Below are 23,850 nucleotides of genomic sequence, written 5' to 3' on the forward strand. Positions count from 1 at the left end.
ACTTTAAGAGAGAATGCGTAAGTTCTACAATTAATTTGTCCCGTTTTGATGAAAGAGGACCGCTATGAATGCTATGACAAACAACCTACCCCTCTCAACACCATTAGACATTCGTCTCGGTCTCACAAATGCAAGTGATGTCGCGTTCCCTTTACGTTGGGGCATTCTCGGTGCTGGTAGAATCTCAGGGATGTGGGTAGAGGCTTTACACGCCTGCAAAGGCGCGACTGTAACCGCTGTCGCAGCGCGCGAAATAGACCGCGCAAAAGAATTTGCAAAACAATACGGGGTCCCTACCGCCTACGGCGATTACCGAGAAATGGTAGCAGCTGATGATGTAGACATTATATACATTGGAACGATCAACAGATTGCACAAGGAACACACGCTGCTTGCGATTGCAGCAGGTAAACATGTCCTATGTGAAAAACCGTTTGCCGAGAATATCTCTGAAGCGCGGGAAATGTACGCTGCCGCTGAAGAGAAAGGCGTGATGCTGCAGGATGGTGTCTGGACCCGCTTCTTCCCGGCGGTGGAACACGCTCGAACCGAGATTGAGAATGGTACTATCGGTGAAGTCGTCCTCGTCCAGTCAGATTTTTTCGACCCGATTTATACGATCCAAGCTGTCCCACTCGGCTTCGGCGCGGCTGCTGTACCGACAGCAATCGTTGCGACAGGTAGATATGCGCGTGGTGCGATTGTAGAATTTGGTGAAGATAAGTGCGCAGTGCTGACATTTCCACCCCGGAACTCAGAGTTACCAGAGGTGACAGAGCTCGTCGGCACAAAAGGACGCATTACGCTCGAACGTCCGGCACACTGTCCGACGCGTCTCTCTATCCGAATCCCGCCACCAAATGGCGTGCCTTCTCAGTACAGAACAGAAAATGCCCCTGCTCCACTCCACACCTTCGAGTATCCGTTACCGAGGACAGTGCGCATGCGAAATGCCTCCCCAAATCAACACGGTTTCTTGTACCAAGCCGAAGCGATTCACCGCTGCCTTGCTGCAGGTCTGCATCAGTGTCCACAATACGGCAAAGAAGAATCGTTACACGCCATGCATCTGTTAACGGAGATTTACAAGGCAAACCCACCTATACCGCGGCGTTAGTGGCATTCTGCCGGTAATAGATAGGCTTTCGTCGATTTCAATTGCGTATGCCCCGCGGGATTAGCCGCTGCCACCAAGGTATCCGTTTTAGGTTTGTTTGGTTAAATAGACGCTGCTCAGGCGAAATTGGAAACTGGAAGAACTGCAAACAGGAGATACAAAAAAATTATTGACATTCTTAAAGTTGTGTTGTATACTCAATCTATCAATTGGATAATATCAGTTGTCTGTGTCCACCACATTCATCATTATTGTTTGAGGTGCTTTGCACGCACTGAAACTGAGGTGAATCATGTTAAAAACCGTTGAAGCTACAATTGATGAACAAGGCAATGTAAAATTAGTGGAACCGGTTGCGTTGCCAAAACCTGCCCGGGCGTTCGTAACGATTTTCAGCGAGGAGCTCAATGTTCCTGAAACTGCCCTGCTAAGTGAAGCAGCGCTTGCTGAGCACTGGCTTCGTCCGGAGGAGGATGCCGCGTGGGCCCACTTACAGCATTTAGACCCAGAGAAATCGTCTTAATCCACTTTCTATAGTAAAAATATGAACAAACCAAATATAATCTATATCCACTCACACGACACGGGACGGTATGTGCAACCTTACGGGCATGCGATTCCGACACCGAATATACAGAAACTCGCGGAAGAGGGTGTCGTGTTCCGAAACTCGTTTTGTGCAAACCCGACCTGTTCGCCATCGCGAGCGGCACTCCTCACGGGACAGTGGGCACATAGCTGCGGTATGGGCGGATTGGCAAACCGCGGTTGGAGTCTTCCGGTACCGGAGCACCTCATAACCTACACCTTGAATCAAGCCGGCTACACCACCGCCTTGGCAGGATTCCAGCACGTCGTGCGAGATTTAAAAGAGACAGGTTACCAACGACTTTTATCTCAAGGCACCGTGCGCGCAGGTGCCGAAGAACGCGCACGCGACTTCATCGCTGAGAAACATGATGCGCCCTTCTTCTTAGATGTCGGGTTTGGTGAGACACATCGCCGAGCGAAAGGGTTTGATCCGCCACCAGAGGGCGAACCGAAGACGGATCCGCGCTATGTCAAACCGCCAGCACCGTTCCCTGATACGCCTGTAACCCGACAAGATATGGCAGAATACATAGATGCAGCCCGGACGCTTGATAGGAAAATGAGTGTGGTTTTTGACGCACTTGAGGAAAACGGAATCGCTGAAAACACGCTCGTGATATGCACGACTGACCACGGACTCGCCTTCCCCCGAATGAAATGCCATCTCAGTGATCACGGTATCGGTGTGATGCTCATCGTCCGCGGTCCCGGCGGTTTTGATGGTGGGCAAGTCGTGGATGGTCTGGTTAGTCAAATTGATCTGTTCCCCACTATTTGCGAATTGGCAGGTATTGATGCGCCTGCGTGGCTGCAAGGCACTTCCCTTCTACCGTTAGTTCGCGGCGAAGCGGACGATATTCGTGACGCTATTTTTGCTGAAGTCAACTATCACTGCTGTTATGAACCGCAGCGTGCTGTCCGGACCAAGCGGTGGAAATACATCCGACGCTATGACAATGCGGAAAAGTGGGCATTGCCGAACTGTGACGATAGCATCAGCAAAACCTTTATGATGGAGCACGGTTGGGGTGATGATCCGGTTGAATCGGAGCGGTTGTACGATGTCGTGTTTGATGCGTCAGAGGCGCATAACCTTGCAGAGGATCCCAATTATGCGGATGTCCTGGTAGAGATGCGAGACCGTTTAGAGCAGTGGCGCGCAGAGACGGATGACCCGGTGAGCGAGAACCAGATTATGGTGCCGCCAGAGACGGCTGTGCTGAACGATCCGACAGACGTGTCACCGGGTGATAAGCACTATCCGGCGCGCGAAATGGTGTAGTCCCACTAAAAAGAGCTATGTTCGGGTGGGCATAGAGACCTGCCCGAACATACGAAACGAATTGTCCGGGTTGCCTAAAGCCGATTGCCTGCCCATAGCGCGCCTCGGCGGATGACCGTCTGAAAACTCTGATTCTCAAGTACTGCCATATCGTGCCCGAGCGCGAAGTAGAAGACCCTACCCTCACCGTAGGTATGGTGAAACGCCATGACGTGCGTTTCATCTTTCGTCTCATCGTAGGCGTGCATCAGATGGTGTGATGTATCAGGATTATGCTTCAGGTAGTAGAGTTCATCTGTCGCCTCAAAATCAGATAAACCTTCAGTAATCGGATGATTCGGATCGCCGACATTAACGGTGAAGTCCATATACGGACTGTGCCCGTCGAAGAACCCGTTGAGCATACCGTGGTAGCCTTCTGCTTCCCTGAACGAAGCGGCCGCGGTATGTAGTCCAAAGAATCCACCGCCTGTTCGGATATAGTTGAGCAGCCCATTCTCTTGTGCGGCTGTGAGTTCCCCAACATCGGTGTAGAAAAGCACAGTGTCATATCCTTCAAGTCCATCTGCGAGCACATTGTAGTCCTGTGAGAAATCGGCTTCAATGGTGTCGGTGTTGTTCAGCATAGATGTCAGGAACTGCCCGTTTCCGGCATGATCGTGGTATATTCCTTCGGTTCCGACAAATATAAGTAATTTAAGAGTCTCCATTTCGTCTCCCTTAATTGTTGGGCATCACGAGAACTTTGACAGATCCGTGTTCATCGCGCCCTGCAGCGACAGCGAATGCCTCGTTAATATCGTCTAAGTCAAACCGGTGCGTGACGAGCGGGGTCGGATCAAGTTTACCAGCGGCGAGTAGATCAATAGCGACTTGGAATTCGGTTTTCCCACCGCGCCTGCCGTAACAGAAGGACCAGATGACTGTCAGCTCTCGGCTCCGTGCGAATCGCTCTGAAAAAGTGAGCGGTGTTCGGTGTCCACCGACCATACAGACACGTCCGCGTTTCGCTGCAATCTCTGTCGCTTGTTCCAATGTGTTCGCTGTGCCACCGACTGCTTCAAAAACGACATCAGCCCCGCGTCCGTCGCTCCAGTCCTTGATAGCCTCTACAGCGTCTGTTTTATCTACATTGATGGGCACAGCACCCACCGCATCGTAGGCAATCTGTATCGGTCCATCCGGCTTTCCTAACATAGCGATAGAGGTCGCGCCTGCGACATCTGCTACCTGCGCAATTGTCAATCCCACGGGACCACTACCGATAATAGCGACGCGATCGCCGGGTGATACCATTGCTCTGTTGACAGCATGTACCGCCACTGCGTAGACTTCTGCCAATGCGCCACCTTCAGGAGAGACGCTTTCCGGCAATGAATATACGTTTGCCATCCGTGCGACCATAAACTCTGCGAAACCGCCGCCACCGTGCCGTAAATTTCCGCAGATATTATAGTAGCCGTTATAGCATTCCGGGCAATTGTTACACGGGCTAATCGGTTCAACCGCCACACGCGCGCCCTTGTCATATTCCGTAACATCTTTGCCCGTATCAATAATAAGTCCTGCCAATTCATGTCCGCCAATGCGTGGGGATAAAGGCTTTTCTGGTGGGTGATGGTACCCGTGCAGATCACTGCCACAGATCCCTGATGCTTCTACTTGGACCAGGACTTGCCCTTCTTCGGGTGTAGGGTCTGGTACCGTTTCAACCCTTATGTCTTTTCCACCGTAAAATTGTGCAGCTTTCACAACAGTCTCCTCGAAAATTAGTAGTCTGTTTGGAATATAGCACAGACAGTGAAATGTGTCAACGGGTTATTCAAGGAACAGTTGTCAGTTAAGGATAGCGAGCGACAAGAAGTACCCAAGCAAAAACACTCGCTCCTACCATAAGAGGGTGTTGATGCATCGCAGATTAGAAAAACCTCTTGACTTCTAAGCCCAAAATGCATTAAAATCAAAAGCATACAATACGTAACGAGGAGATGGAAATGAGAACAGTTAAATTAGGATTGATTGGGGCGGGTGGTATTGCCCAGGCGCACTGCGGCACACTTGCAGATATCAAAGGTGCTGAAATTATTGCCGCCGCCGACCTTGTCCCTGCAAACCTGGAGCGCGCAAAAGAACGGTGGGGTATCAAACGCACGTTCAACGATTATAACGAGATGCTCAAAATGGACGAGATTGAGGCGGTCTACGTCTGCACTCCAACAGGTGTACACGCTGCACCAACAGTGGCTGCGCTGAACGCAGGCAAACACGTTTTCTGTGAGAAGCCGATGGAGGCGACGTTGGACGCTGCCGCTTCAATGTGGCATGCCGCAAAAGAAAACGATAAAATATTGATGGTCGGTTTGAAACTCCGTTATTCGCCACAGGTAATCAAGGCAAAAGAGATCGTTGATGCTGGCACGCTCGGCGATATCTACTACGTTGAGACCGTCGCGGATCGGCGGCGCGGGAACCCCGGTGGTAGTTTTATCCGAAAGGCGACAGCGGGTTTAGGCGCGTCTGCGGACATCGGTGTGTATGCGCTTGATACTGCTCTCTATCTGATGGGACACCCGAAACCTGTCGCAGTCTCTGGTATCACCTCTAACTACCTGAGTCTGCACAATACATGGAACCCTGCTCTTAAAGAGACTGAGGTCGAAGATTTTGGTGTCGGTTGGGTGGTCTTCGAGAACGGGGCGCGTATGGTATTCAAGACGTGCTGGTGCATGAACATGGATTCACTCGGCGGGACGATTTTCCTCGGCAAAAAAGCGGGATTACGTCTCGGTATTGGCGAAGTCCGTGGCCCAGAGGAAGGCGTACGCGTCTATGGCGATAAAGACGGTGAGATTTTTGATCAAGAGTTCACTAATTTTGAATCGGTAAGTGTATTCCACGAAGAAGATTCGGCGTTTATTGACGCTGTCCGTGAAGGAAAACCTTCGCCGATTGATCCGTACGGCGTTATGCTTACCAACGTTATCATCCAAGGCGTTATTGATTCTTCAAATGCAGGCGGACGCGAAGTCGCGGTGACAGTGCCAACACTGTAGCGAACACAATATCATGGTGCGAGGTGGTTGTGCCTTGCACCTTCTTCTGCACGCTATTTCGCTATCCTTTTTCGCCTTTGCTGACTCTACATATATGTACGTACATATAACAGAGGTTTTTCAGGATGAAGTTTATTGAGGTTGCGGGTAAAAAACTCAAATTGGGATCACGATTTGCGCGGTTATTTGCGTTTCTTATAGATGGAATGCTCGTAGCAGGTGTGCTGTCAATTTTGGCTTTTCTGTTTGATGCAATGGGTTCCGGTATTGGCCCGAGTCTTATTCGGATTGGATTGCTCAGTGCATTGCTGTGGACCCTGGGTCCTAAAACTAAAGTAGATGAAGATGTATTCCCTCTCGTGCAAATGTCTATAATTGGTCTTTTCGGACCGTGGCTGAACTATAGTTTAGACACTCTACTCTGGGGCAGTGCAGCAATAGGGGCAGCTATTCTGCTTTTTATGGATGGCTTCGGTGATGGGCAAGGTCCCGGCAAGAAGCTGCTGTCCCTACAAGTGCTTCGATTGAAAAATGGTAAACCCTGCTCCTTTAAAGATTCTTTTGTTCGCCGTCTGACCAGCATCTTTCAACCCCTGGATTCCTTCTGGACTTTTGGCAAACAACGGCAGCGGATGGGAGATAAGTTAGCGGAGACGGTTGTGGTAAAGCTTGATCCAGTGCCAGAAGTTTTGGAAACCGAAACCGAAGATCCTGAGAAAATTTTAGAGAACGCTATCGTTGAGATGACAAACCGGCTTTCAGATGCACGCCAGAAAGTTGATGCCTCTGTAGGTGTTGAAAAACTGTTTAAGAATGCTTATGAAGGTGCTATCGCCCAAGCGGAAAACTGGCAAGAGCGTGCTATTATTAACCTCAAGGCGGGACGAGAGGATTTGGCAAGGGAAGACCTCGGAAAACGTAACGAATACCAGCGATTGGCAGACCAGTACAAAAAGCAAGGGGAAGAACAGGAACAGGTTGTCCAAACTCTTAGCGACCTCCTTGAGCATCTCCAGCAGAAAACCATGGAAGCGGAAGGGCAAAAGGCGACTGTCGTCGCACAACACAGAAATATCGATGCCGAAGTGCATCTCCGCGAGATGCTGAAAGAGATAGAAAACAATCAAGCATTTGAGACACTTGCGAATATGGAGAAAAAAGCGACGGAGGCAGCCACTTTGGCAAAGGCGGCTGCTGAAACCGATGTCGCATATCAAAATGCGGCACTGGAGCGTGAATTTTCGGGTTATGCCGAAGAAGCGTCGCTTGATAAAGACCTCACTGAATTGAAAGCCAAATTATAGCAATAAAAGTTCATCCGGCGGGCACCGTCCAAACACAAAAGATTTTAGGATTCACAGATGAAGTCTATCAAAATTGCAGGAAAAAAATTCAAATTAGCATCCCGCCTGACACGGTTATATGCTTTCTTCATAGATGTCGCACTGATTGGTGCCGCACAATCAGTTTTAGCATTTTTTCTTTCGTTGGTAGCAGTCCTGTTTCTCCATCAAAACTCTTGGTCAATTGGAATTGGATTCATCCCCTTTGTCGCTCTGTTCAGTCTTGCTTTGTGGATATTCGGTCTGTTTTTTATGGATGGCTTCAGAAAGGGGCAGGGCATAGGAAAGAAGTTGTTGTCGCTACAAGTACTTCGTTTGAAAGATGGCAAACCGTGTACTTTCAAAGACGCTTTTCTTCGCCGTTTCGCGGGTCTCCTGCAACCCTTTGACTTACTCTGGTTCCTTGGTAAAAAACAGCAACGCCTTGGAGATAAGTTCGCAGAGACGGTTGTTGTGGAATTTGAACCGGAACCGGAACAGCTTGAAGCTGAAACCGAAGACCCAGAGCAGGTTTTAGAGAATGCCATGGTTGAAATGAAAAACCGTCTCACAGAGGCGAGCGAGAAGGTTGATGCCTCTATTGGGGTTGAAAAACAGTTTCAAGATGCTTACGAAGGCGCGGTTCTGCAAGCGGATCGGTGGCAAGACCGCGCTGTTATCTCTCTGAAAGCAGGACGTGAGGATTTGGCACGCGAAGATTTGGAAAAACGGAATGAATACCGGCGACTGGCAGACGACTATAAAACGCAGTGGGAAGAACAGAAACAGATCGTCCGATCACTGAGCGATCTCTTGGAGCATCTCCAACAGAAGATGACGGAGGCACAAGGTCAAAAAACGGCGATCGTCGCGAAACACAGAAACGTTGATGCGGAAACCCATTTGCGAGAGATGCTGAAAGAGATACAAGACAGTAAGGCATTTGAGACGCTGGCAAAGATGGAGCAGGACGCGACGGAGGCAGCCACTTTGGCGAAAGCTGCAGCTGAGGTAGATGTTGAATACCAAGATACGGAATTAGCGCGTGAATTCGCGGGTTACGCTGAAGAAGCATCACTCGACAAGGACCTTGCTGAATTAAAAGCAAAAGTTCAGTAGAGAGAAAAAAGCCGAAAGGAGTTTCATAGTGTTTATTGAGATCATCAATCCGGACGAAAGGTATAAGAACTCTTACCGAGGGATGGTGAATATTGAGTATGTCCATCAGATTAAAATAATTAGGGGGCGACATCGTCAGTATGAGTTACACATTAATCTGTCAAACTCGCCCAGCATAGAACTGATCGGGACAAAAGAAGAATGCGAACAATTCTACGCGGAACTGAAAGCGGTATTGAAAACGCACAAACAATTGTCCACAGCCGATACGCTTATTTTCCCGCCACAATTGCCATCAAAACCGTCAGCGGACGCGGCTGAAGAAGAGGTCTGACCCTATCTTATTTTCCTTCTGAAACCGACTCGTAGCACTCATTAACATCTTTTTTAGCAAGAGCAGATTCTCATAGAAAAGAAGGAGTTTCCAACGATGTCCATTATTAAGGTTGCAGGAAAAAAGTTTCAATTGGCATCCCGATGGGCGCGACTGGGCGCGTTTTTATTAGACGTAGGGTTTTTGGGTCTCTGCCAAGCCATTTTGATTCTTAGCGGTTTTGTGCTATTTGAGATTTTTGATAGTTTTAGAAGTTTTCATGACGCATCAAACATGACCTCGGTTAGTGTCGGGACTCTAAGTTTTATTCTGTGGGGATTCGGTCTGTTTTTCATGGATGGTGTGAAAAAAGGGGGTGGGTTTGGAAAGCGGCTTTTATCTCTACAGACAACCCGTTTAGAGGATGGAGAACCGGCGAATTTTAAAGATGCCTTCGTTCGTCGTTTTGCGGGCATATTCCAACCCGTTGACTGGCTGTTTGCCACCGGAAAAGAGAAACAGCGGATGGGCGATAAACTTGCCAAGACCGTTGTTGTTAAGTTAGACACAAAACAGGTTGAATTTGTGACTGAAGATGAAACTGAGTCTGCGGTTAAAAATAGAGCCGCAACAACCGATCTGGAAAAGGTATTAGGCGATGTCATCCATGAAATCACAAATCGGTTTTCGGAAGCAAAACAGAAGGTTGATGCCTCCATTGGCATTGAAAAACAGTTTCAAAACGCGCACGAGGGAGCGATTGCACAGGCAGCACGGTGTGAGGAACGAGCAGCCATTGCTCTTCAAGCCGGACGAGAGGATCTCGCACGGGAAGATTTGGCACAACGGAATGAATACCGACGACTCGCAAGCAGCTATAAATCCCAATGGAATGAACAGAAACGGGTTGTGACACATCTTACAACGCTCTTTGAAACGCTGCAGCAAAAAACCGAGGAGACAGAAAGAAAAAGGGATCAGGTCATCGCACAGCACACAAATGTTGATGCTCACGAACATCTGCATCAAGCGTTGACAGAACTCCAAGATAGCAAAGCTTTCGAGATTCTGAGGCAAGTAGAGCAAAACGTCACCGAAGCTGCCGCCTTAGCACGCGCGGCTTCTGAGGTGGACGTAGCGTTCAAAGATGTGAAACTGCATCGTGAATTCTCAAACTATGCAGAAGACGCATCCATTGACAAAGACCTCGCCGAATTAAAGGCGAAATTATAATAGGCGCGATGTTTTATCGCCATCCCTACTCAGGAACCACCATAATGGACACACATACTTCTCCAAACATTGTCTTTATCATGGCAGACGATATGGGATACGGTGATGTCGGCTGCTATAACCCAGACTCGAAGATTCCGACTCCAAATATGGATAAACTCGCGCAGGAAGGTATCCGCTTTACGGATGCACATTCTCCGTCCGCTGTCTGTACACCGACACGATATGGCGTTCTAACAGGTCGATATTGTTGGCGGAGCCGTCTTAAGCACGGCGTGCTTTACGGGTACGAACCGCCGCTTATTGAACCCGAACGCTTGACAGTCGCTGGATTACTGAAAGACGCGGGTTACAACACCGCCTGCGTCGGCAAATGGCATCTCGGACTCGGGTTTTCGACGATGCAAGGGTACGACTTCGATTTCAATGCCCCACTGCCGTGGTCAAATGCCGGACGTGAACTCGAAGAGCATATTGATTTCACTGCACCACTCACGGGTGGTCCTGTGGATATTGGGTTTGACTATTTTTACGGGAATTCCGGCTGCCCGACCTGCCAACCGCCTTACGGTTTTATTGAAAACGACACATTTGTCGAAATTCCGAGCGTCTATCATGAAGTACCAGAGTTTACAAGCCGTCCCGGTATGATGACACCAGGGTGGGCGCACAAAGATGCGGATCCTATTATAGCAGAGAAAGCCGTCGAATATATTGAAGAACAAGCCGATGCGGATGTCCCTTTCTTCCTCTATCTGACCCCTTCCGCACCGCATGAACCTTGTACAGAGGCTGTTGTACCAGACTTCGCACGTGGACGGAGCAGTGCTGGTCCCCGTGGTGATATGGTATGGCTTGTGGATTGGATGGTGGGTGAAGTCATGGATGCGTTAGAACGCACCGGCAAAACCGATGAGACGCTCATCTTTGTCACGAGTGATAATGGCGCACTGCCCGGTGACAGGATTCAGGGAGCTAACAGCCCAATGCCGTATCATCTCTACGATCATAAATCTTGCGGTGACTGGCGTGGTTACAAGGCACATATCTGGGAGGGTGGTCATCGCGAACCCTTGATTGCGCGTTGGCCCGGTGTCGTCGCACCGAATACCGAAACCGATACGTTAACCTGTCTCACCGATCTGATGGCGACTTGCGCAGCTATTGTCGGGACAGAAGTGCCAGACGACGCAGGACAGGACAGTTGCAACATTTTGCCCGCGTTACTGGGTGAAAAGATAGAAAGCCCATTGCGGGAAGCTATTGTGCATCATTCCAGCACAGGTGTTTTCTCTATCCGGCACGGTGATTGGAAATTGATCTTGGGAACACAAGGTTCCGGTGGCTGGCCCCCACCTCGCGATGGCGGTCCCCAACCGGATACGCCGGGGCAACTGTATCATATCTACGACGATCCGGGTGAAACGAATAACGTATGGGAAATGTATCCAGAAATTGTGGAACGCCTGACAGCGTTGCTGGAGAGATTTCAGCAGGAGGGGCACAGTCGGATGTGAGAAGGCTATACGTCGTCCGCCTCAAAGGGGAGGATACGTACCCGTGTGCGGTCTTCAGTGATAGTAAGTAACGCTCCCCTTTCTAGGACTGATTCGTGTTGATGAAGAATATCTATTAACGCGGGGCCCAGGTTCCACGGTAGAGCATTCTGAACGCGGGCTTGAATCACACTAGGTTTTTGAGCGTAGGTAGTTGCAAGTAGTATTCCAAAATCAAGATCTTGCGTAAACACGACATAATCATTTTCACGGGCCCAAGCCATAATGGTGTTATCTGACGCGTGCGGTTCCCCTATATCCTGCCAGTGTACTGCGTGCCATCCGTGTTGTTCAAAAACGGGAACCCATTTCATAGAAAGGTTCATATCAATCAGTATTTTCATAGATATCCAGTGGCACTTCAATCTCTTGAACTCGCCACGCAGCATAAGAAAGGGACTGACGAATATCTTCCTCTTCCAAATAGGGGTAGGCATCCAAAATCTCGGCATTGGAACAACCAGAGGCAACCAAACCAACTATCATCCCAACAGTGACCCGCATCCCACGGATACAAGGCTTGCCACCCATGACTTGTGGATTGAATGTTATCCTGTCAAGTTTTTGCATTTTTCTTTTTCCCATTGATCTTGCACAAGATGCTAACGGTTTTACAACGTCAGAAATCTAAAGAATAGTGGAATTATACCCTCAAATAAACGAAAAGTCAAACAAATATAGGGAATGCAACCAAACGACTTTGTTGGATGAAGTCCCTTGTGCTTCAGTCCGACAAACGCTTTACATAAGGAGTTACGGCTATGGAGAGCACTACGATGCTTGATTCACTTTTCCGATTATCAGGTCCGTCGCAAGCAGATATCGACTCTTTCCACAACGACGGCTATATCGCTTATCCGGACGTGCTAACGGACGATGGCAGAGAAGGGCTGATTGAGGAGATTACACAGCATTTTGAACCGACACGTCAGTACATTGAAACGTTGAATAACGGGGATGAACCCGAACGCCCCTATTTCATCCGTCCGTGGAATGATCGCGGTAAATATAGCGATCAACTTATTGATGATCCTTTTATTACAGCACTGATATGCGCGACCATTGGTGAGGCGTACCACTTTTGTCACTCCGCACTTAACATAGCACCCCGCGGGGTCGGTCCTCTCGGTTTTCACCAAGACCACCACCATTGGAAGCATGAGAATCCGATTAATTTCGCTGAACGCGATAACTACTATATACAGATTTTGTACTATCCAAATGGCTTCACACGTGGCGATCGAAACCTCAAAGTTATTCCGGGTAGCCATAAGGTCGCGCCGACGAGAGAGGCAACGCCAGAACGGATGCTCGCAGGCGACTATGACAAAGAAGCCGGACGTAAATTGGAAGAGAAACGGTTGGAATTACCGCCGGGGAGTATGGTCTATATAGATGCCCGGATCTTCCACGCCGTTGAGGCAAAGCCTGTGGATTCGCCGCAGCTCTATCGTATCTTCAACATCGACATCTTCAAGGAAGCAGGCCCGCCGCACCGTTACACGCAAGAAATCCCTGTGGAATGGATAGAACACGCCACCCCGCATCGCCAGAAGTTATTTGATCGTGAAGCGTATACAGAAGGGTGCTGGAGCTAACGTCCTATTTCAGTTTCAATTGCCCCCAAGTTGTTGTTAGCAACTGTGCTTGAGGTTGAACGGGTAACGCTGCAGGGTCAAACCAATCCGCCTCATAATTGCCGTCCCCTGTTAATTGTTTTGACTTGCGGCTACCTAAATCGAATGTGAAGATTCCATCTGAAATATAAAGCACCTTGTCTCCGAGTGGAGACCAAGCCGGAGAAGACCCCGTTACCAATTTCTTCAATCCAGTGCCATCACGATCCAGAACATAGACCCCTTTCTGCGACCAGAGAAAGGCCATTTTGCTGCCATCTGGCGACCACGCAGCGTGGATCAATGTTGCGGGTTCATCGACTTCAAACAGCGTCGTCTCTTCGTGGGTGTTGACATTTATGATACGGAGAGCAGTTCGTCCAATATTGTGTGGGAGTCTGTAAGTAAATACGATCTCTGAACCGTCGGGCGACCAAGCGGGAAAGCCTGCAATACGTCCAGATGATACAACATGTGCTTCAGTGCGTTCATCTATATCCGCAATATAGATCGCCTCACTGAGTGCCCGATGATATGCCACCTTCTTACCATCTGGTGACCAAGTCGGGAACTCTCTATAGGCTACATCTTTCAACACCTTCCGCACATTTTTTCCATCAGCGTCCATGATATAGATGTCGCGAATGCCGTGTCGGTCAGAGTGAAAAGCGATATGCTCACCCGTGGGAGACCAAACAGGCGAACCGTCGCGGGCACCATTGAGCGTCAAGTTCTTTTGTTGAGTTCCATCAACATTCATTATATAAATCTCAGCATCACCATCGCGGGTAGATGTAAACACGATTTTAGATGTTTTCGGGGCTTCTGCTATTACGGAAACGACACCGTTGGACAAAAGAAGACTGATGCAACAAAACAGCGTAAAAATTTTAGTGTTCATAGTATTGCCTCTCTCAGGTTCAAAGTCCTTTATAATATTTGGTTTTTAGGTAGGAAATAAGGTTTGATTTGCATAGCAATGCCTCTAATTTATACCAATTTTAACACACTTCTCAGCTTTTTGCAATCCTATTGACTTAAATCGGAGTTTGAAGTACAATCATTACCAAAAACTGGGAGTTGCAATGAACACATCAGACCGTCCGAACATTCTTTGGATCTCGTTAGAGGATACAACACCGCGCTTCGGTTGCTACGGGGACACGCTTGCGCGTACACCGAACGTTGACCGGCTCGCTGCAGGCGGGTGTCGGTTTCCAAATGCCTTTTCAACAGCCGGCGTCTGTGCACCCAGTCGTTCCGCTATTATCACCGGTATGTATCAGACTTCCATTGGAACACATCACCATCGGACCACGCATACAGACCCAAGTACACCTGACCTACCGACGCCGTATTCTGCTGTTCCGCCACCTTATGTGAAAACCTTCACTGAATATCTGAGAGGGGCAGGCTATTATTGCACCAACAATAGTAAAACAGACTATCAGTTTACACCTCCTATCACAGCGTGGGATGACAATAGCAATCAAGGACACTGGCGAAATCGTGCGGAAGGGCAACCCTTCTTTTCCGTTTTTAACCCAACCGTTACACACGAAAGCGGTATGTGGGAAAAGGAAGATCGTCCACTGACCACGAATTCGGATGACGTGGAATTACCACCTTATTTACCAGATACACCTAAAGCCCGTGCTGCATTGGCTCGACAGTACGATAACCTCGCCACTGCTGATACACGTGTCGGAGAGTTGTTAGATCAACTCGAAGAGGACGGCCTCGCTGAAAATACCATTGTCTTTATTTGGAGCGACCACGGTGAAGGACTTCCGCGCGGTAAACGTTGGCCCTATGATGCGGGGATTCAAATTCCGTTGATTGTGCGTTGGCACGAAGCACTTAATCCAGGGAGTGAAAGTGATCAATTGGTGAGTTTGATTGACCTCGGTCCCACTGTGCTTTCGTTATGTGGTGTTCAAGCACCGCAGCACCTACATGGACAACCCTTCCTTGGCCCCGAAAAAGTAGAACGTGAATATATTTTTGCGACGCGCGACCGCCTTGATTTATCGTATCACATGCTGCGTGCTGTGCGGGATAAAAAGTATAAATACATCCGAAATTATTACCCCGAAAAGCCGTATCTCCGCTGGGATCCTTACCGCAATAGCCATCCGGTGATGCAGGAGATGTGGCGACTTCACACCGAAGGCAAATTAGAGGGGGATCAATTGGTCATGTTCCAATCACCGTGCCCCACTGAGGAGCTCTATGATGTGGAAAATGACAAGTATGAACTCAACAACTTAGCAGAGAATGCAGCACATGCAAATGTGCTTAAGCGGATGCGAGAAACGTTGGGAGAATGGCAAACTGAATTCGGGGATATGGGGTATATATCCGAAGAACAGATGGTGGCGAAATGGTATCCTAACGGCACACAACCCCAAACGGCACCACCACTTTTCATTCCGATTAACGCGTCTAACCCTGGTATGGAACCTACTCATGAAGATGGAGAATGGGACGCACCGCTGCTTCTGCAACTCCATTGTTCAACACAAGGTGCCTCAATTGCGTATACAACCGAACCAGGTGAAGATGTCCGATGGCAGTTGTATACAGAACCTTTGCGTTTACCGAAAGGTGAAACTGTTATAAGAGCAAAAGCAATTCGGATCGGTTACAAAGAGAGCGATGAAAAATCTCTAAAATTCACAGTTTCAGACAACTAAATGCCCCTGAATGCTTAGACACCCTATTGACTTAAACCGCTGTTTGAGGTACAATCTTGTCAAAAACAGGGAGTCGTAATGAACATATCAGACCGCCCGAACATTCTTTGGATCTCGTTAGAGGATACAACACCGCGATTCGGTTGTTACGGAGACCCAATCGCTCGCACCCCGAATATTGACCGCCTCGCTGCAGGCGGGTGTCGGTTTCCGAATGCGTTTTCAACTGCTGGGGTCTGCGCCCCGAGCCGTTCTGCAATCATTACCAGTATGTACCAGACCTCCATCGGTACGCACCATATGCGGACACGGCATACGAACCCGAACACCCCCGACATGCCGACACCGTATTCCGCAGTGCCGCCCCCTTATGTCAAGACTTTCACCGAATATCTCCGAGGCGCGGGCTATTACTGCACGAATAATAGCAAAACCGACTACCAGTTTACACCCCCCATCACGGCGTGGGATGAAAGCGACAACACCGCACACTGGCGAAATCGCGACGCAGAGCAACCCTTCTTTTCGGTCTTCAATCCAGGTGTTACGCACGAAAGCGGTATGTGGGAACGAGAGAATCGCCCGTTGACCACAACCACGAATCCAGACGATGTGCAGTTACCACCCTATCTGCCCGATACGCCGAAAGCGAGGCAGGCATTGGCGCGCCAATACGATAACCTCGCGACCGCCGACGCACGCGTCGGTGAACTGTTGGATCAGCTAGAAGAGGATGGGCTTGCTGAGAACACTATTGTCTTTCTCTGGAGCGATCACGGCGAAGGACTTCCACGCGGTAAACGATGGCCCTACGATGCAGGTATCCGTATCCCCTTGATTGTCCGATGGCCCGGCACCCTGAGTCCAGGCAGTACCACTGAACAACTGGTGAGTTTGATTGACCTCGGCCCCACGGTGCTTTCACTCTGTGACGTGCAGGCACCCCAGCACCTGCAGGGACAACCGTTTCTCGGTCCACAGACGATTGAACGCGATTACATCTTTGCGACACGCGACCGTTATGACGAATCCTACGATATGATGCGCGCTGTGCGAGATAAGCGGTATAAATACATCAAAAATTATTACCCTGAAAAGCCGTATCTGCTTTGGATTCCGTATCGCAATCGGCATCCAGTCATGCAGGAGATGTGGCGGTTGTATGCCGCGGGTGAATTAGAGGGGGATCAGGCGGTTATGTTTCGTTCGCCGCGTCCGGCTGAAGAGCTCTACGATACCGAAAATGATAAGTATGAACTCAACAATTTGGCAGAAGACGCTGAACACCAAGATGTGCTGGAACGGATGCGCCGGACACTAACAGCGTGGCAATCCGAATTCGGCGATATGGGAAATATACCTGAAGAACAGATGGTTGCAACGTGGTATCCTGATGGTACGCAACCGCAAACGGCGGCTCCGATTTTTATTCCGATTAACGCCGAACATCCGGGCACAGAAGTAGCACATAGAGTTGGTGAATGGGCGGCTCCGCTTATTTTACAACTTCACTGCTCCACGCAAGGGGCATCCATTGCCTATACGACGGAGCAAGGAGACGATGCCCGTTGGCGGTTGTATACCGATCCGCTACGTCTACCAAAGGGCGAAACAAGCGTCCGCGCGAAAGCGATTCGCATCGGCTATAGTGAAAGTGAAGAGAAAACGATTCATCTTAAGGTCTTATAAGGAGATTAATAATAATGGCACAACAGAACAGCCAAGACTATTTCGTTTACGTCGGCACCTATACAGATGGAAACAGCGAAGGGATTTACGTCTACCGCTTAGACGGCGCGACGGGTGCCTTGGAATATAGCAGCAAAATAACAGGCGTTGAGAATCCATCGTTTGTAGAGATACACCCGAGCGGACAATATCTCTATGCTGTCAACGAACTTAACGAGTTTGAAGGCAAAGATAGTGGTGCTGTCACGGCATTTTATATTCATAAAGAGACAGGAGAGATTAGCTATCTCAACCAACGCGCGACCGGCGGTGGTGCCCCGTGCCATCTAAGTGTGGATTCGACTGGTAAATGTCTGCTCGTGGCGAATTACGGTGGTGGCAGCGTCACTGCTTTCCCGATTGCGTCGGACGGTAGGCTGGGTGAAGCCTCCGATTTCGTGCAGCATCAGGGATCCAGCGTCAATCCACAACGACAGATGGAACCGCACGCGCACGCGATCATGATTGATCCGGGTAATCGTTACGCTTTTTCACCCGACCTCGGGCTTGATAAAGTGCTCATCTACCAATTAGATGCGAAAAACGGGAAACTCACGCCTAATACGCAACCGTGGGCGCGTGTGCAGCCCGGTGCGGGACCTCGGCATTTCGATTTCCATCCGAACGGTCAATATGCTTATGTAATTAACGAGATAGATTCTACATTCACTGCTTTCCGGTACGACGCGAAAGCCGGAACACTCACTGAATTCCAAACGATTTCCACACTCCCCGATGATTTCGACGGCACCAGTCATTGTGCCGATATCCACGTCCATCCTTCCGGGAAGTTCTTGTACGGGTCAAATCGTGGGCATGATAGTATTGCAATCTGCGCGATTGATGCGGAAACGGGAATGTTGAGTTCTATCGGCTTTGAATCTACACAAGGGCAGGCACCTCGAAACTTCGGGCTGAATCCAGAAGGCACCTTCCTCTTTGCGGCAAATCAGCGGACGGATACAGTTGTTACGTTCACTATTGACGCTGAAACGGGTGAGTTGAACGCGACTGGCGATGTAGCGGAGGTGCCGACACCTGTCTGTTTGAAGATGTTGGCGTGTGGTTAGTTCTTTACGTTGATGGGCGGGCACTGAAACCCGCCCAAACACATTAGCGCTCGTGGCGACGCTGTCTACGAAGTTCTTGGAGTTTATCCCATGGATAGATAAGACAGCGATCCGCCCAATCTCGATAAAGTCCAGTGAGTTCTTCAAGTTTCTGTGGATGCTTAGCGGCGAGATCGTTAATTTCCGTCCGTTCCGCTTCCAGATCGTAGAGTTCCCAATCACCGGGAAACTTACAGACGAGTTTCCAGTTATCTTGTCGGACTGCACAATTACCCTCATGTTCCCAATAGAGTACGTCTTTACCGTTACTCTTTCCATCAAAAATCGGCATTAAGCTTGTTCCCTCTAACGGCAAAATAGGTTTTCCATCGTGTTCTTCAGGATAAGTCGCGCCTGAAACCTCAAGGCATGTTGCCATGATATCTGGCAGTTGTCCGGGTTGATGCCGTAATTCTCCGGCAGCCTTTATGGCATCTGGCCAATGCGCTATTAGCGGCGTAGCAATTCCGCCTTCATGTACCCAATGTTTGTACAATCGGAAAGGGGTATTAGATAGGTTTGCCCACGGCACGCCGTAACTCTGATAAGTCGTCTCCGGCCCCGGCATGATGGTGGGGTCGTTGCCCCGATAGACGGGTTGACCATCAGAAGTCGTATCGGTACTGATGAGTGAACCCTTGTCCCGTATTGCCGGGGGGCCACCGAGTTCTTCCGCGCAACCACCGTTATCGGCTAAAAACAGGATGAGCGTGTTATCGAGCTGTCCCGTCTCCTCCAGCGTGTCAATAATTTGTCCAATGCCTGCATCCATCCGGGTGATTTGTGCAGCGTAGACTTCCATGCGACGTTGATTCCACTCCTTATATTCTGCTTCGGTCCAAGGTAGTTGGGAGGAATCACGTGCTGTGAGCTGCCAGGACTCATCTAAAATTCCCATCTCCCGCATCCGTGAGAGTCGTTCTTCTCGGAGTTCGTCCCATCCAGCGGCAAAACGTCCGTTGTAGCGTGCAATATCTTCTTCGTGGGCGTGCAAGGGCCAATGTGGTGCCGTGTAAGCGACATAGGTAAAGAATGGACGTTCCGGTGTCTTTTCAGTATGATTTCGGATATACGTCGCCGCTTCATGGCTAACAGCATCCGTGAAGAAATAGCCTTCAGGGAGTTCATCGTGCTGGATACGCGTGTTATTTCGCGTGAGTGTATTCGGCTTCCAGAAGTTTGCGGCACCGGTGATAATACCGTAGTACTCGTCAAATCCGCGTTGGCAGGGCCAACTGTGTTTGGGGCCATCGGGGCCAGCGTGGCGCGAGATATGCCATTTGCCGCTCATATACGTGCCGTAGCCTTCTGAACGAACTGCATCGGCAATAGTAATACAGCGGTCATTAAGGTCCCCACGATAGCCCTCAAGTCCGTCGTTGCCCATCATGTGTCCGACACCTGTCTGGTGTGGATGCAACCCTGTAAGCATGGAGGCACGGGATGGACAGCAGCGTGCGGTATTGTAAAACTGCGTAAACCGCAGCCCGCCAGTGGCGAGCCGGTCAAGATTTGGCGTGTGGACTTCGCCCCCGTAGCAGCCTAAGTCGGAAAAACCCATGTCGTCGTTGAGAATGAGGACAATATTCGGTTTACTATTTTCGTTCATAAAATAAGCACCTCTTCTGTTTTTATAATTTGGTGTTGTTTTTGGCAATCCAATATGCTATTATAAAAAAATAGACCCAAAACCCGAATAGAAATGACCCACGGAAATCCAGATCCGCAAAGGAGTAAAACCATGATTGCGAATTTGATTACGCTCTTCCGCCTGATTCTCGCCTTTGTTGTGATTTCCCTCTTTGGATATCACATATACTTAGACATTTTGCTTGTTGTGCTAATCGGTTTTATCCTATTCCTTGATGCGGTTGACGGTTATGTTGCTCGCAAACTGAATCAGACTTCCGATTTTGGTGCGTTGTTTGACATCATCGGCGACCGAATTGTCGAATGCATCTTCTGGGTTTACTTCGCTGTAGTTGGGTTGATCCCATTCTGGATTCCAGTGATCGTGATTGCGCGAGGGTTTTTCACAGACGGCTTGCGAAGTGCTGCCTTTGCGCAAGGCAAAACAGCCTTCGGTGAGAACACTATGATGTCTTCCAAATGGACCCGTGCCCTTACGAGTTCACGCATAAGCCGTAGTATCTACGGCATTGCGAAAGCTGTTGCTTTCATCTATCTTGGTGGTGTTATTGCCTTCACGAATTCTGGCATTCATCCGGAATTAATCGTCGGTCTGGAATTAGCAGGCGTAATACTCTCTGGTGTAACTGTCGCTATGTGCCTTATTCGCGGACTTCCTGTTCTGGTTGACGGTTGGAAGTATGTCAAAGAGTAACACCATCAGCAGCGCAGCCGTTATTTTAGTGACATCTGATTATCGCCGCCTGTATTTAGCAACACACGACTGCCATCTTCGCCCGCAAGTGCCGTAAACAGTGATCTTGCTGCTGAATACGCAGCTGCTGAAAGTATGCGATTTTTAAGGGTAAACATGAGCTGATAAGTGATCACATTCCCAACCTGCCTGTACTGCCGAGTCAACTCCGCATTTTCTGTAGCGTGGTGAATATCGTTTGGCAGTGTAGCCGTCCATCCATCTGGAATTTGGATGCGGATTGCCTTTTCGATTTGCATCGGATAACCTAAGTCCAATGAATAGGTGCGTTGTTCGTTAGCAAAGGTTCCAGCGTAGTCGGCGAACTCATCAATAGGTAAGGGTAATAGCATATCGTTTCCCACCGACGTTCCATAATTCTCAACATGGAAACCGAGATTAATTGTCACCGGCACGTTTAAATCACGAAGGTTGGACATCTCGGCCCACGCCACCTGGATGCCCGGAAATTGCTGGCTGAGTTCAGTCGTTAAGGTAGTTTTCAGGGCATTGGGATGTATCTGCTGGTATGCCCATCGGGTATTTAGATCATACTGTCCATTTGTCTGGATGTAAAGCGTGCCTTGCAGACTACCATCGTTGTCTAACGTCAATTCTGTTGTGCTGAGAAGTCGGTTGGCTTCTGATGGATAAATAGGTATCTCCACAAACTTGCCGTGTGTATCGGAGATAAGAAACCCTGTGCGCCCTTGCACGTTATATGGGAGGTCCCCATAACTACAGGTTGCAGCTGTAGGATCCAACCATATATAAGTATTTGTGCTGGTAGGAATTGCGGCGATCATGTGGTTAAACTGGCTGAGCGAAGGTAGTGTAGTATCAACGCGTTCGTGCGGTGCGACACTCACAAGGACCGGGTAGGCTTTGATACCCGCCAAATCGAGCATTGAAATCAGGAGTGTCGTTTTATCTTTGCAATCCCCGTATTGCATTTGAAAAACCTCGGTGGCAGGCGAAGGTTGGTAAGCACTCCGTCCAAGTTCAATACCGACGTACCGGATGTTTGTGGTGACAAAATGATAGATCGCGCGTATTCTCGCCGCCTCCGTCGTCAGATCGCTGGTTAGCTGCTGGACTTTTGCTTCAATATCGGTATCGGGGGCATATCTCCCTTTCGCGAGGTCTTTATACCACGCATAGACACTGTCCCAATCCTCAATTGAGGAATAGCGCAAACGTGGTACGATGTCGTTAATGTGTGGCATGCCTTCTTCCAACGTCAGCGCGGGCATCTCGCCGTACTTCCATATATAGATGAGCGTATCATTTTCTGTATGGGATATTACAGGCACCTGTGAATTTGGCTCGTTAGCAACTCCCCATTGAAGGTGCCACGCTTTGGGTATCTGAAGCGCGAAGGTGGTTTCCAGTGTTGCCTCTGTTGCCTGAAAATTATATCCGCCAGTAATCCATGTTTCTCCTCCTGGCACTTTATCTTCGAGCGTTACCTGGTACTCGATGCAGACTCCCGGTGCGAGACCAACCATAGAGATGACCTTCCACATAGCGTCAGAATAGAGGTTTTGAGCCAACAAACCGGGCGGCGTTACGTCGTTAAAGGCTTCATCGGGTGGTTGCAGGATCGTTCCATCCGCTGTGATTGTTCTTGCGATGTTTACCTCTATATTCTGCGCAGCAGGTTGGTAAGGGATAGCAATATCCCCGTATCTCTGAATACCCCTTTCGGTGAGGATTTTAACAACTTGGTGTGTTGTGTAACGCGACTGTCCTGTCGGCAAAACGTCGTGGCTGAAATGGTTAAATAGCACCAGCGTATCAGCGTCAGGATAGTCGCTCGCGTCAGGGGCATTCGCGATAATATGCTCAACATCCGGCGTCAGGAGGGTGACAGGCGGTACATCGGTAACCTGCCTCGAACCGAGATTCAGTTGTGCGAGTGCTTGGAGTCGTGTCAAGGCGAGGAGGTTATCCGGATCAATTTCCAAAATTCGTTGGTATTGCAGTTGTGCCTCAAAGTACCGCTGTTGCTCTTCATAGATTGCAGCGAGTTGTTCTCCTGCCCAAGTATCCTTCGGAAATAGCCGAATGGACTCCCGTAATTCAGCGATTGCTTCACCAAGTTTACCTTGTCCGAGATAGATTAACCCCAAGTAATTGTGTAAATTTTCGCTTTCTGGACGTTCACACTTCGGATCAAGCGATAGTGCTTTGTGGAGGACCTCCACCGCCTCATCATAGCGTTCGAGTTGTTTATAGGCTAAACCGAGATGGTTTAATGCATAGAGGTTATCTCCTGAAACTCCGAGAACCCGCTCATAGTATTCAGCAGCAGCGGCGTAGTCGATTAATTTCTCAGAAAGGTATCCAGCGTATTTTAGAGCCGTGATATTCTTCGGCTTAAGAGCCAAAAAAGCAACAAATGCGTTCCTCGCGTTCTCGTATTCCTGAAGTTGATAGTATATTTCCGCTATTTTGCGTTGGATCTCGCTGGCATTCGGTCGGAGCGTAATAGCCGTTTCGTAAGCAGCAAGTGCTGCACGCAGGTCACCCTGTTTTAGTTCATTATTGCCTGTCTCAATCAGCTTCTGCCACTGCCGGCCGCGCTCCACCACCGGGTCAACTATTGGTGGTGGAGATGAATTTTGCGAGAAGATTGTGCATCCGGTGATAAGAAAAAGTAGACTTAACAGCCAAAATGTATGGTTTTTATGAAACATCATCACTCTCCAAGGAGGAGATCCATCCTTTAG

The 23,850-nt window shown here is 49.2% G+C and carries 21 protein-coding genes; 14 read left to right on the forward strand and 7 right to left on the reverse strand.

The genetic code is table 11. The annotated features are described in order from the left end of the window. The first annotated feature begins 64 nt into the window (after positions 1 to 64). The 3 genes from OXH00_07370 (at position 65) to OXH00_07380 (ending at position 2,990) form a co-directional block, all read left to right on the forward strand. On the forward strand, positions 65 to 1,117 hold the full coding sequence (locus tag OXH00_07370) for a Gfo/Idh/MocA family oxidoreductase (protein MCY3740822.1): 1,053 nt from the start codon (positions 65 to 67) through the stop codon (positions 1,115 to 1,117). Positions 1,118 to 1,409: 292 nt separating this feature from the next. After that, complete coding sequence (locus tag OXH00_07375) at positions 1,410 to 1,640, forward strand: hypothetical protein (GenBank protein MCY3740823.1); 231 nt, start codon at positions 1,410 to 1,412, stop codon at positions 1,638 to 1,640. A 21-nt stretch (positions 1,641 to 1,661) separates the two neighbouring features. Beyond that, positions 1,662 to 2,990 carry a sulfatase gene (locus tag OXH00_07380; GenBank protein MCY3740824.1) on the forward strand — a complete coding sequence of 443 codons (1,329 nt, stop codon included), beginning with the start codon at positions 1,662 to 1,664 and terminating at the stop codon, positions 2,988 to 2,990. A gap of 74 nt (positions 2,991 to 3,064) precedes the next feature. Here OXH00_07380 and OXH00_07385 read toward each other — a convergent pair whose 3' ends face one another. Both OXH00_07385 and OXH00_07390 read right to left on the reverse strand, forming a co-directional pair. Continuing rightward, on the reverse strand, positions 3,065 to 3,700 hold the full coding sequence (locus tag OXH00_07385) for a ThuA domain-containing protein (protein ID MCY3740825.1): 636 nt from the start codon (positions 3,698 to 3,700) through the stop codon (positions 3,065 to 3,067). 10 nt (positions 3,701 to 3,710) lie between these two features. After that, positions 3,711 to 4,742 (reverse strand): alcohol dehydrogenase catalytic domain-containing protein, encoded by a 1,032-nt coding sequence (locus OXH00_07390; protein ID MCY3740826.1) that lies wholly within the window; start codon positions 4,740 to 4,742, stop codon positions 3,711 to 3,713. 242 nt (positions 4,743 to 4,984) lie between these two features. On the opposite strand from OXH00_07390, the gene OXH00_07395 reads away from it, so the two are divergent. The 6 genes from OXH00_07395 to OXH00_07420 all read left to right on the forward strand — a co-directional run bounded on the left by OXH00_07395 (position 4,985) and on the right by OXH00_07420 (position 11,547). Beyond that, on the forward strand, positions 4,985 to 6,043 hold the full coding sequence (locus OXH00_07395) for a Gfo/Idh/MocA family oxidoreductase (GenBank protein MCY3740827.1): 1,059 nt from the start codon (positions 4,985 to 4,987) through the stop codon (positions 6,041 to 6,043). 125 nt (positions 6,044 to 6,168) lie between these two features. After that, positions 6,169 to 7,347, forward strand: coding sequence for a PspA/IM30 family protein (locus OXH00_07400; GenBank protein MCY3740828.1), 1,179 nt, complete (start codon positions 6,169 to 6,171; stop codon positions 7,345 to 7,347). 57 nt (positions 7,348 to 7,404) lie between these two features. Beyond that, the gene (locus OXH00_07405; protein ID MCY3740829.1) at positions 7,405 to 8,484 is read left to right on the forward strand and encodes a PspA/IM30 family protein; all 1,080 of its coding nucleotides are present in this window, start codon (positions 7,405 to 7,407) and stop codon (positions 8,482 to 8,484) included. A 28-nt stretch (positions 8,485 to 8,512) separates the two neighbouring features. Further along, positions 8,513 to 8,818 carry a hypothetical protein gene (locus OXH00_07410; GenBank protein MCY3740830.1) on the forward strand — a complete coding sequence of 102 codons (306 nt, stop codon included), beginning with the start codon at positions 8,513 to 8,515 and terminating at the stop codon, positions 8,816 to 8,818. Between the two features lie 96 nt (positions 8,819 to 8,914). Then, the gene (locus OXH00_07415; protein ID MCY3740831.1) at positions 8,915 to 10,030 is read left to right on the forward strand and encodes a PspA/IM30 family protein; all 1,116 of its coding nucleotides are present in this window, start codon (positions 8,915 to 8,917) and stop codon (positions 10,028 to 10,030) included. Positions 10,031 to 10,074: 44 nt separating this feature from the next. Continuing rightward, entirely contained in the window at positions 10,075 to 11,547 is a 1,473-nt protein-coding gene (locus OXH00_07420; GenBank protein MCY3740832.1) for an arylsulfatase, read from the forward strand. 5 nt (positions 11,548 to 11,552) lie between these two features. Here the strand turns inward: OXH00_07420 and OXH00_07425 are convergent, their stop codons facing one another. Then, positions 11,553 to 11,930 (reverse strand): DUF5615 family PIN-like protein, encoded by a 378-nt coding sequence (locus OXH00_07425; protein ID MCY3740833.1) that lies wholly within the window; start codon positions 11,928 to 11,930, stop codon positions 11,553 to 11,555. Then, the gene (locus OXH00_07430) at positions 11,914 to 12,156 is read right to left on the reverse strand and encodes a DUF433 domain-containing protein (GenBank protein MCY3740834.1); all 243 of its coding nucleotides are present in this window, start codon (positions 12,154 to 12,156) and stop codon (positions 11,914 to 11,916) included. The genes OXH00_07425 and OXH00_07430 overlap by 17 nt, the downstream gene beginning before the upstream one ends. Before the next feature lie 191 nt (positions 12,157 to 12,347). Here OXH00_07430 and OXH00_07435 point away from each other — a divergent pair, with 191 nt between their 5' ends. After that, positions 12,348 to 13,184: a phytanoyl-CoA dioxygenase family protein gene (locus tag OXH00_07435; GenBank protein MCY3740835.1), complete on the forward strand. Its 837-nt coding sequence runs from the start codon at positions 12,348 to 12,350 to the stop codon at positions 13,182 to 13,184. Between the two features lie 4 nt (positions 13,185 to 13,188). Here OXH00_07435 and OXH00_07440 read toward each other — a convergent pair whose 3' ends face one another. Beyond that, a complete protein-coding gene (locus OXH00_07440; protein MCY3740836.1) occupies positions 13,189 to 14,103 on the reverse strand; it encodes a hypothetical protein in 915 nt (304 codons plus the stop codon). A gap of 184 nt (positions 14,104 to 14,287) precedes the next feature. Between OXH00_07440 and OXH00_07445 the strand changes: the two genes are divergently transcribed. The 3 genes from OXH00_07445 to OXH00_07455 all read left to right on the forward strand — a co-directional run bounded on the left by OXH00_07445 (position 14,288) and on the right by OXH00_07455 (position 18,696). Further along, complete coding sequence (locus OXH00_07445) at positions 14,288 to 15,898, forward strand: sulfatase-like hydrolase/transferase (GenBank protein MCY3740837.1); 1,611 nt, start codon at positions 14,288 to 14,290, stop codon at positions 15,896 to 15,898. A 78-nt stretch (positions 15,899 to 15,976) separates the two neighbouring features. Next, the gene (locus OXH00_07450; protein MCY3740838.1) at positions 15,977 to 17,587 is read left to right on the forward strand and encodes a sulfatase-like hydrolase/transferase; all 1,611 of its coding nucleotides are present in this window, start codon (positions 15,977 to 15,979) and stop codon (positions 17,585 to 17,587) included. A 14-nt stretch (positions 17,588 to 17,601) separates the two neighbouring features. Continuing rightward, on the forward strand, positions 17,602 to 18,696 hold the full coding sequence (locus OXH00_07455) for a lactonase family protein (protein MCY3740839.1): 1,095 nt from the start codon (positions 17,602 to 17,604) through the stop codon (positions 18,694 to 18,696). A gap of 43 nt (positions 18,697 to 18,739) precedes the next feature. On the opposite strand, the gene OXH00_07460 is transcribed toward OXH00_07455, so the two are convergent. Then, entirely contained in the window at positions 18,740 to 20,344 is a 1,605-nt protein-coding gene (locus tag OXH00_07460) for an arylsulfatase (protein ID MCY3740840.1), read from the reverse strand. Positions 20,345 to 20,476: 132 nt separating this feature from the next. On the opposite strand from OXH00_07460, the gene OXH00_07465 reads away from it, so the two are divergent. Continuing rightward, positions 20,477 to 21,079: a CDP-alcohol phosphatidyltransferase family protein gene (locus OXH00_07465; protein ID MCY3740841.1), complete on the forward strand. Its 603-nt coding sequence runs from the start codon at positions 20,477 to 20,479 to the stop codon at positions 21,077 to 21,079. Between the two features lie 20 nt (positions 21,080 to 21,099). Here OXH00_07465 and OXH00_07470 read toward each other — a convergent pair whose 3' ends face one another. Next, positions 21,100 to 23,820 (reverse strand): DUF3857 domain-containing protein, encoded by a 2,721-nt coding sequence (locus OXH00_07470; protein ID MCY3740842.1) that lies wholly within the window; start codon positions 23,818 to 23,820, stop codon positions 21,100 to 21,102. Positions 23,821 to 23,850 lie beyond the last annotated feature (30 nt).

This window comes from Candidatus Poribacteria bacterium, assembly GCA_026706025.1.
GTDB lineage: Bacteria > Poribacteria > WGA-4E > WGA-4E > WGA-3G > WGA-3G.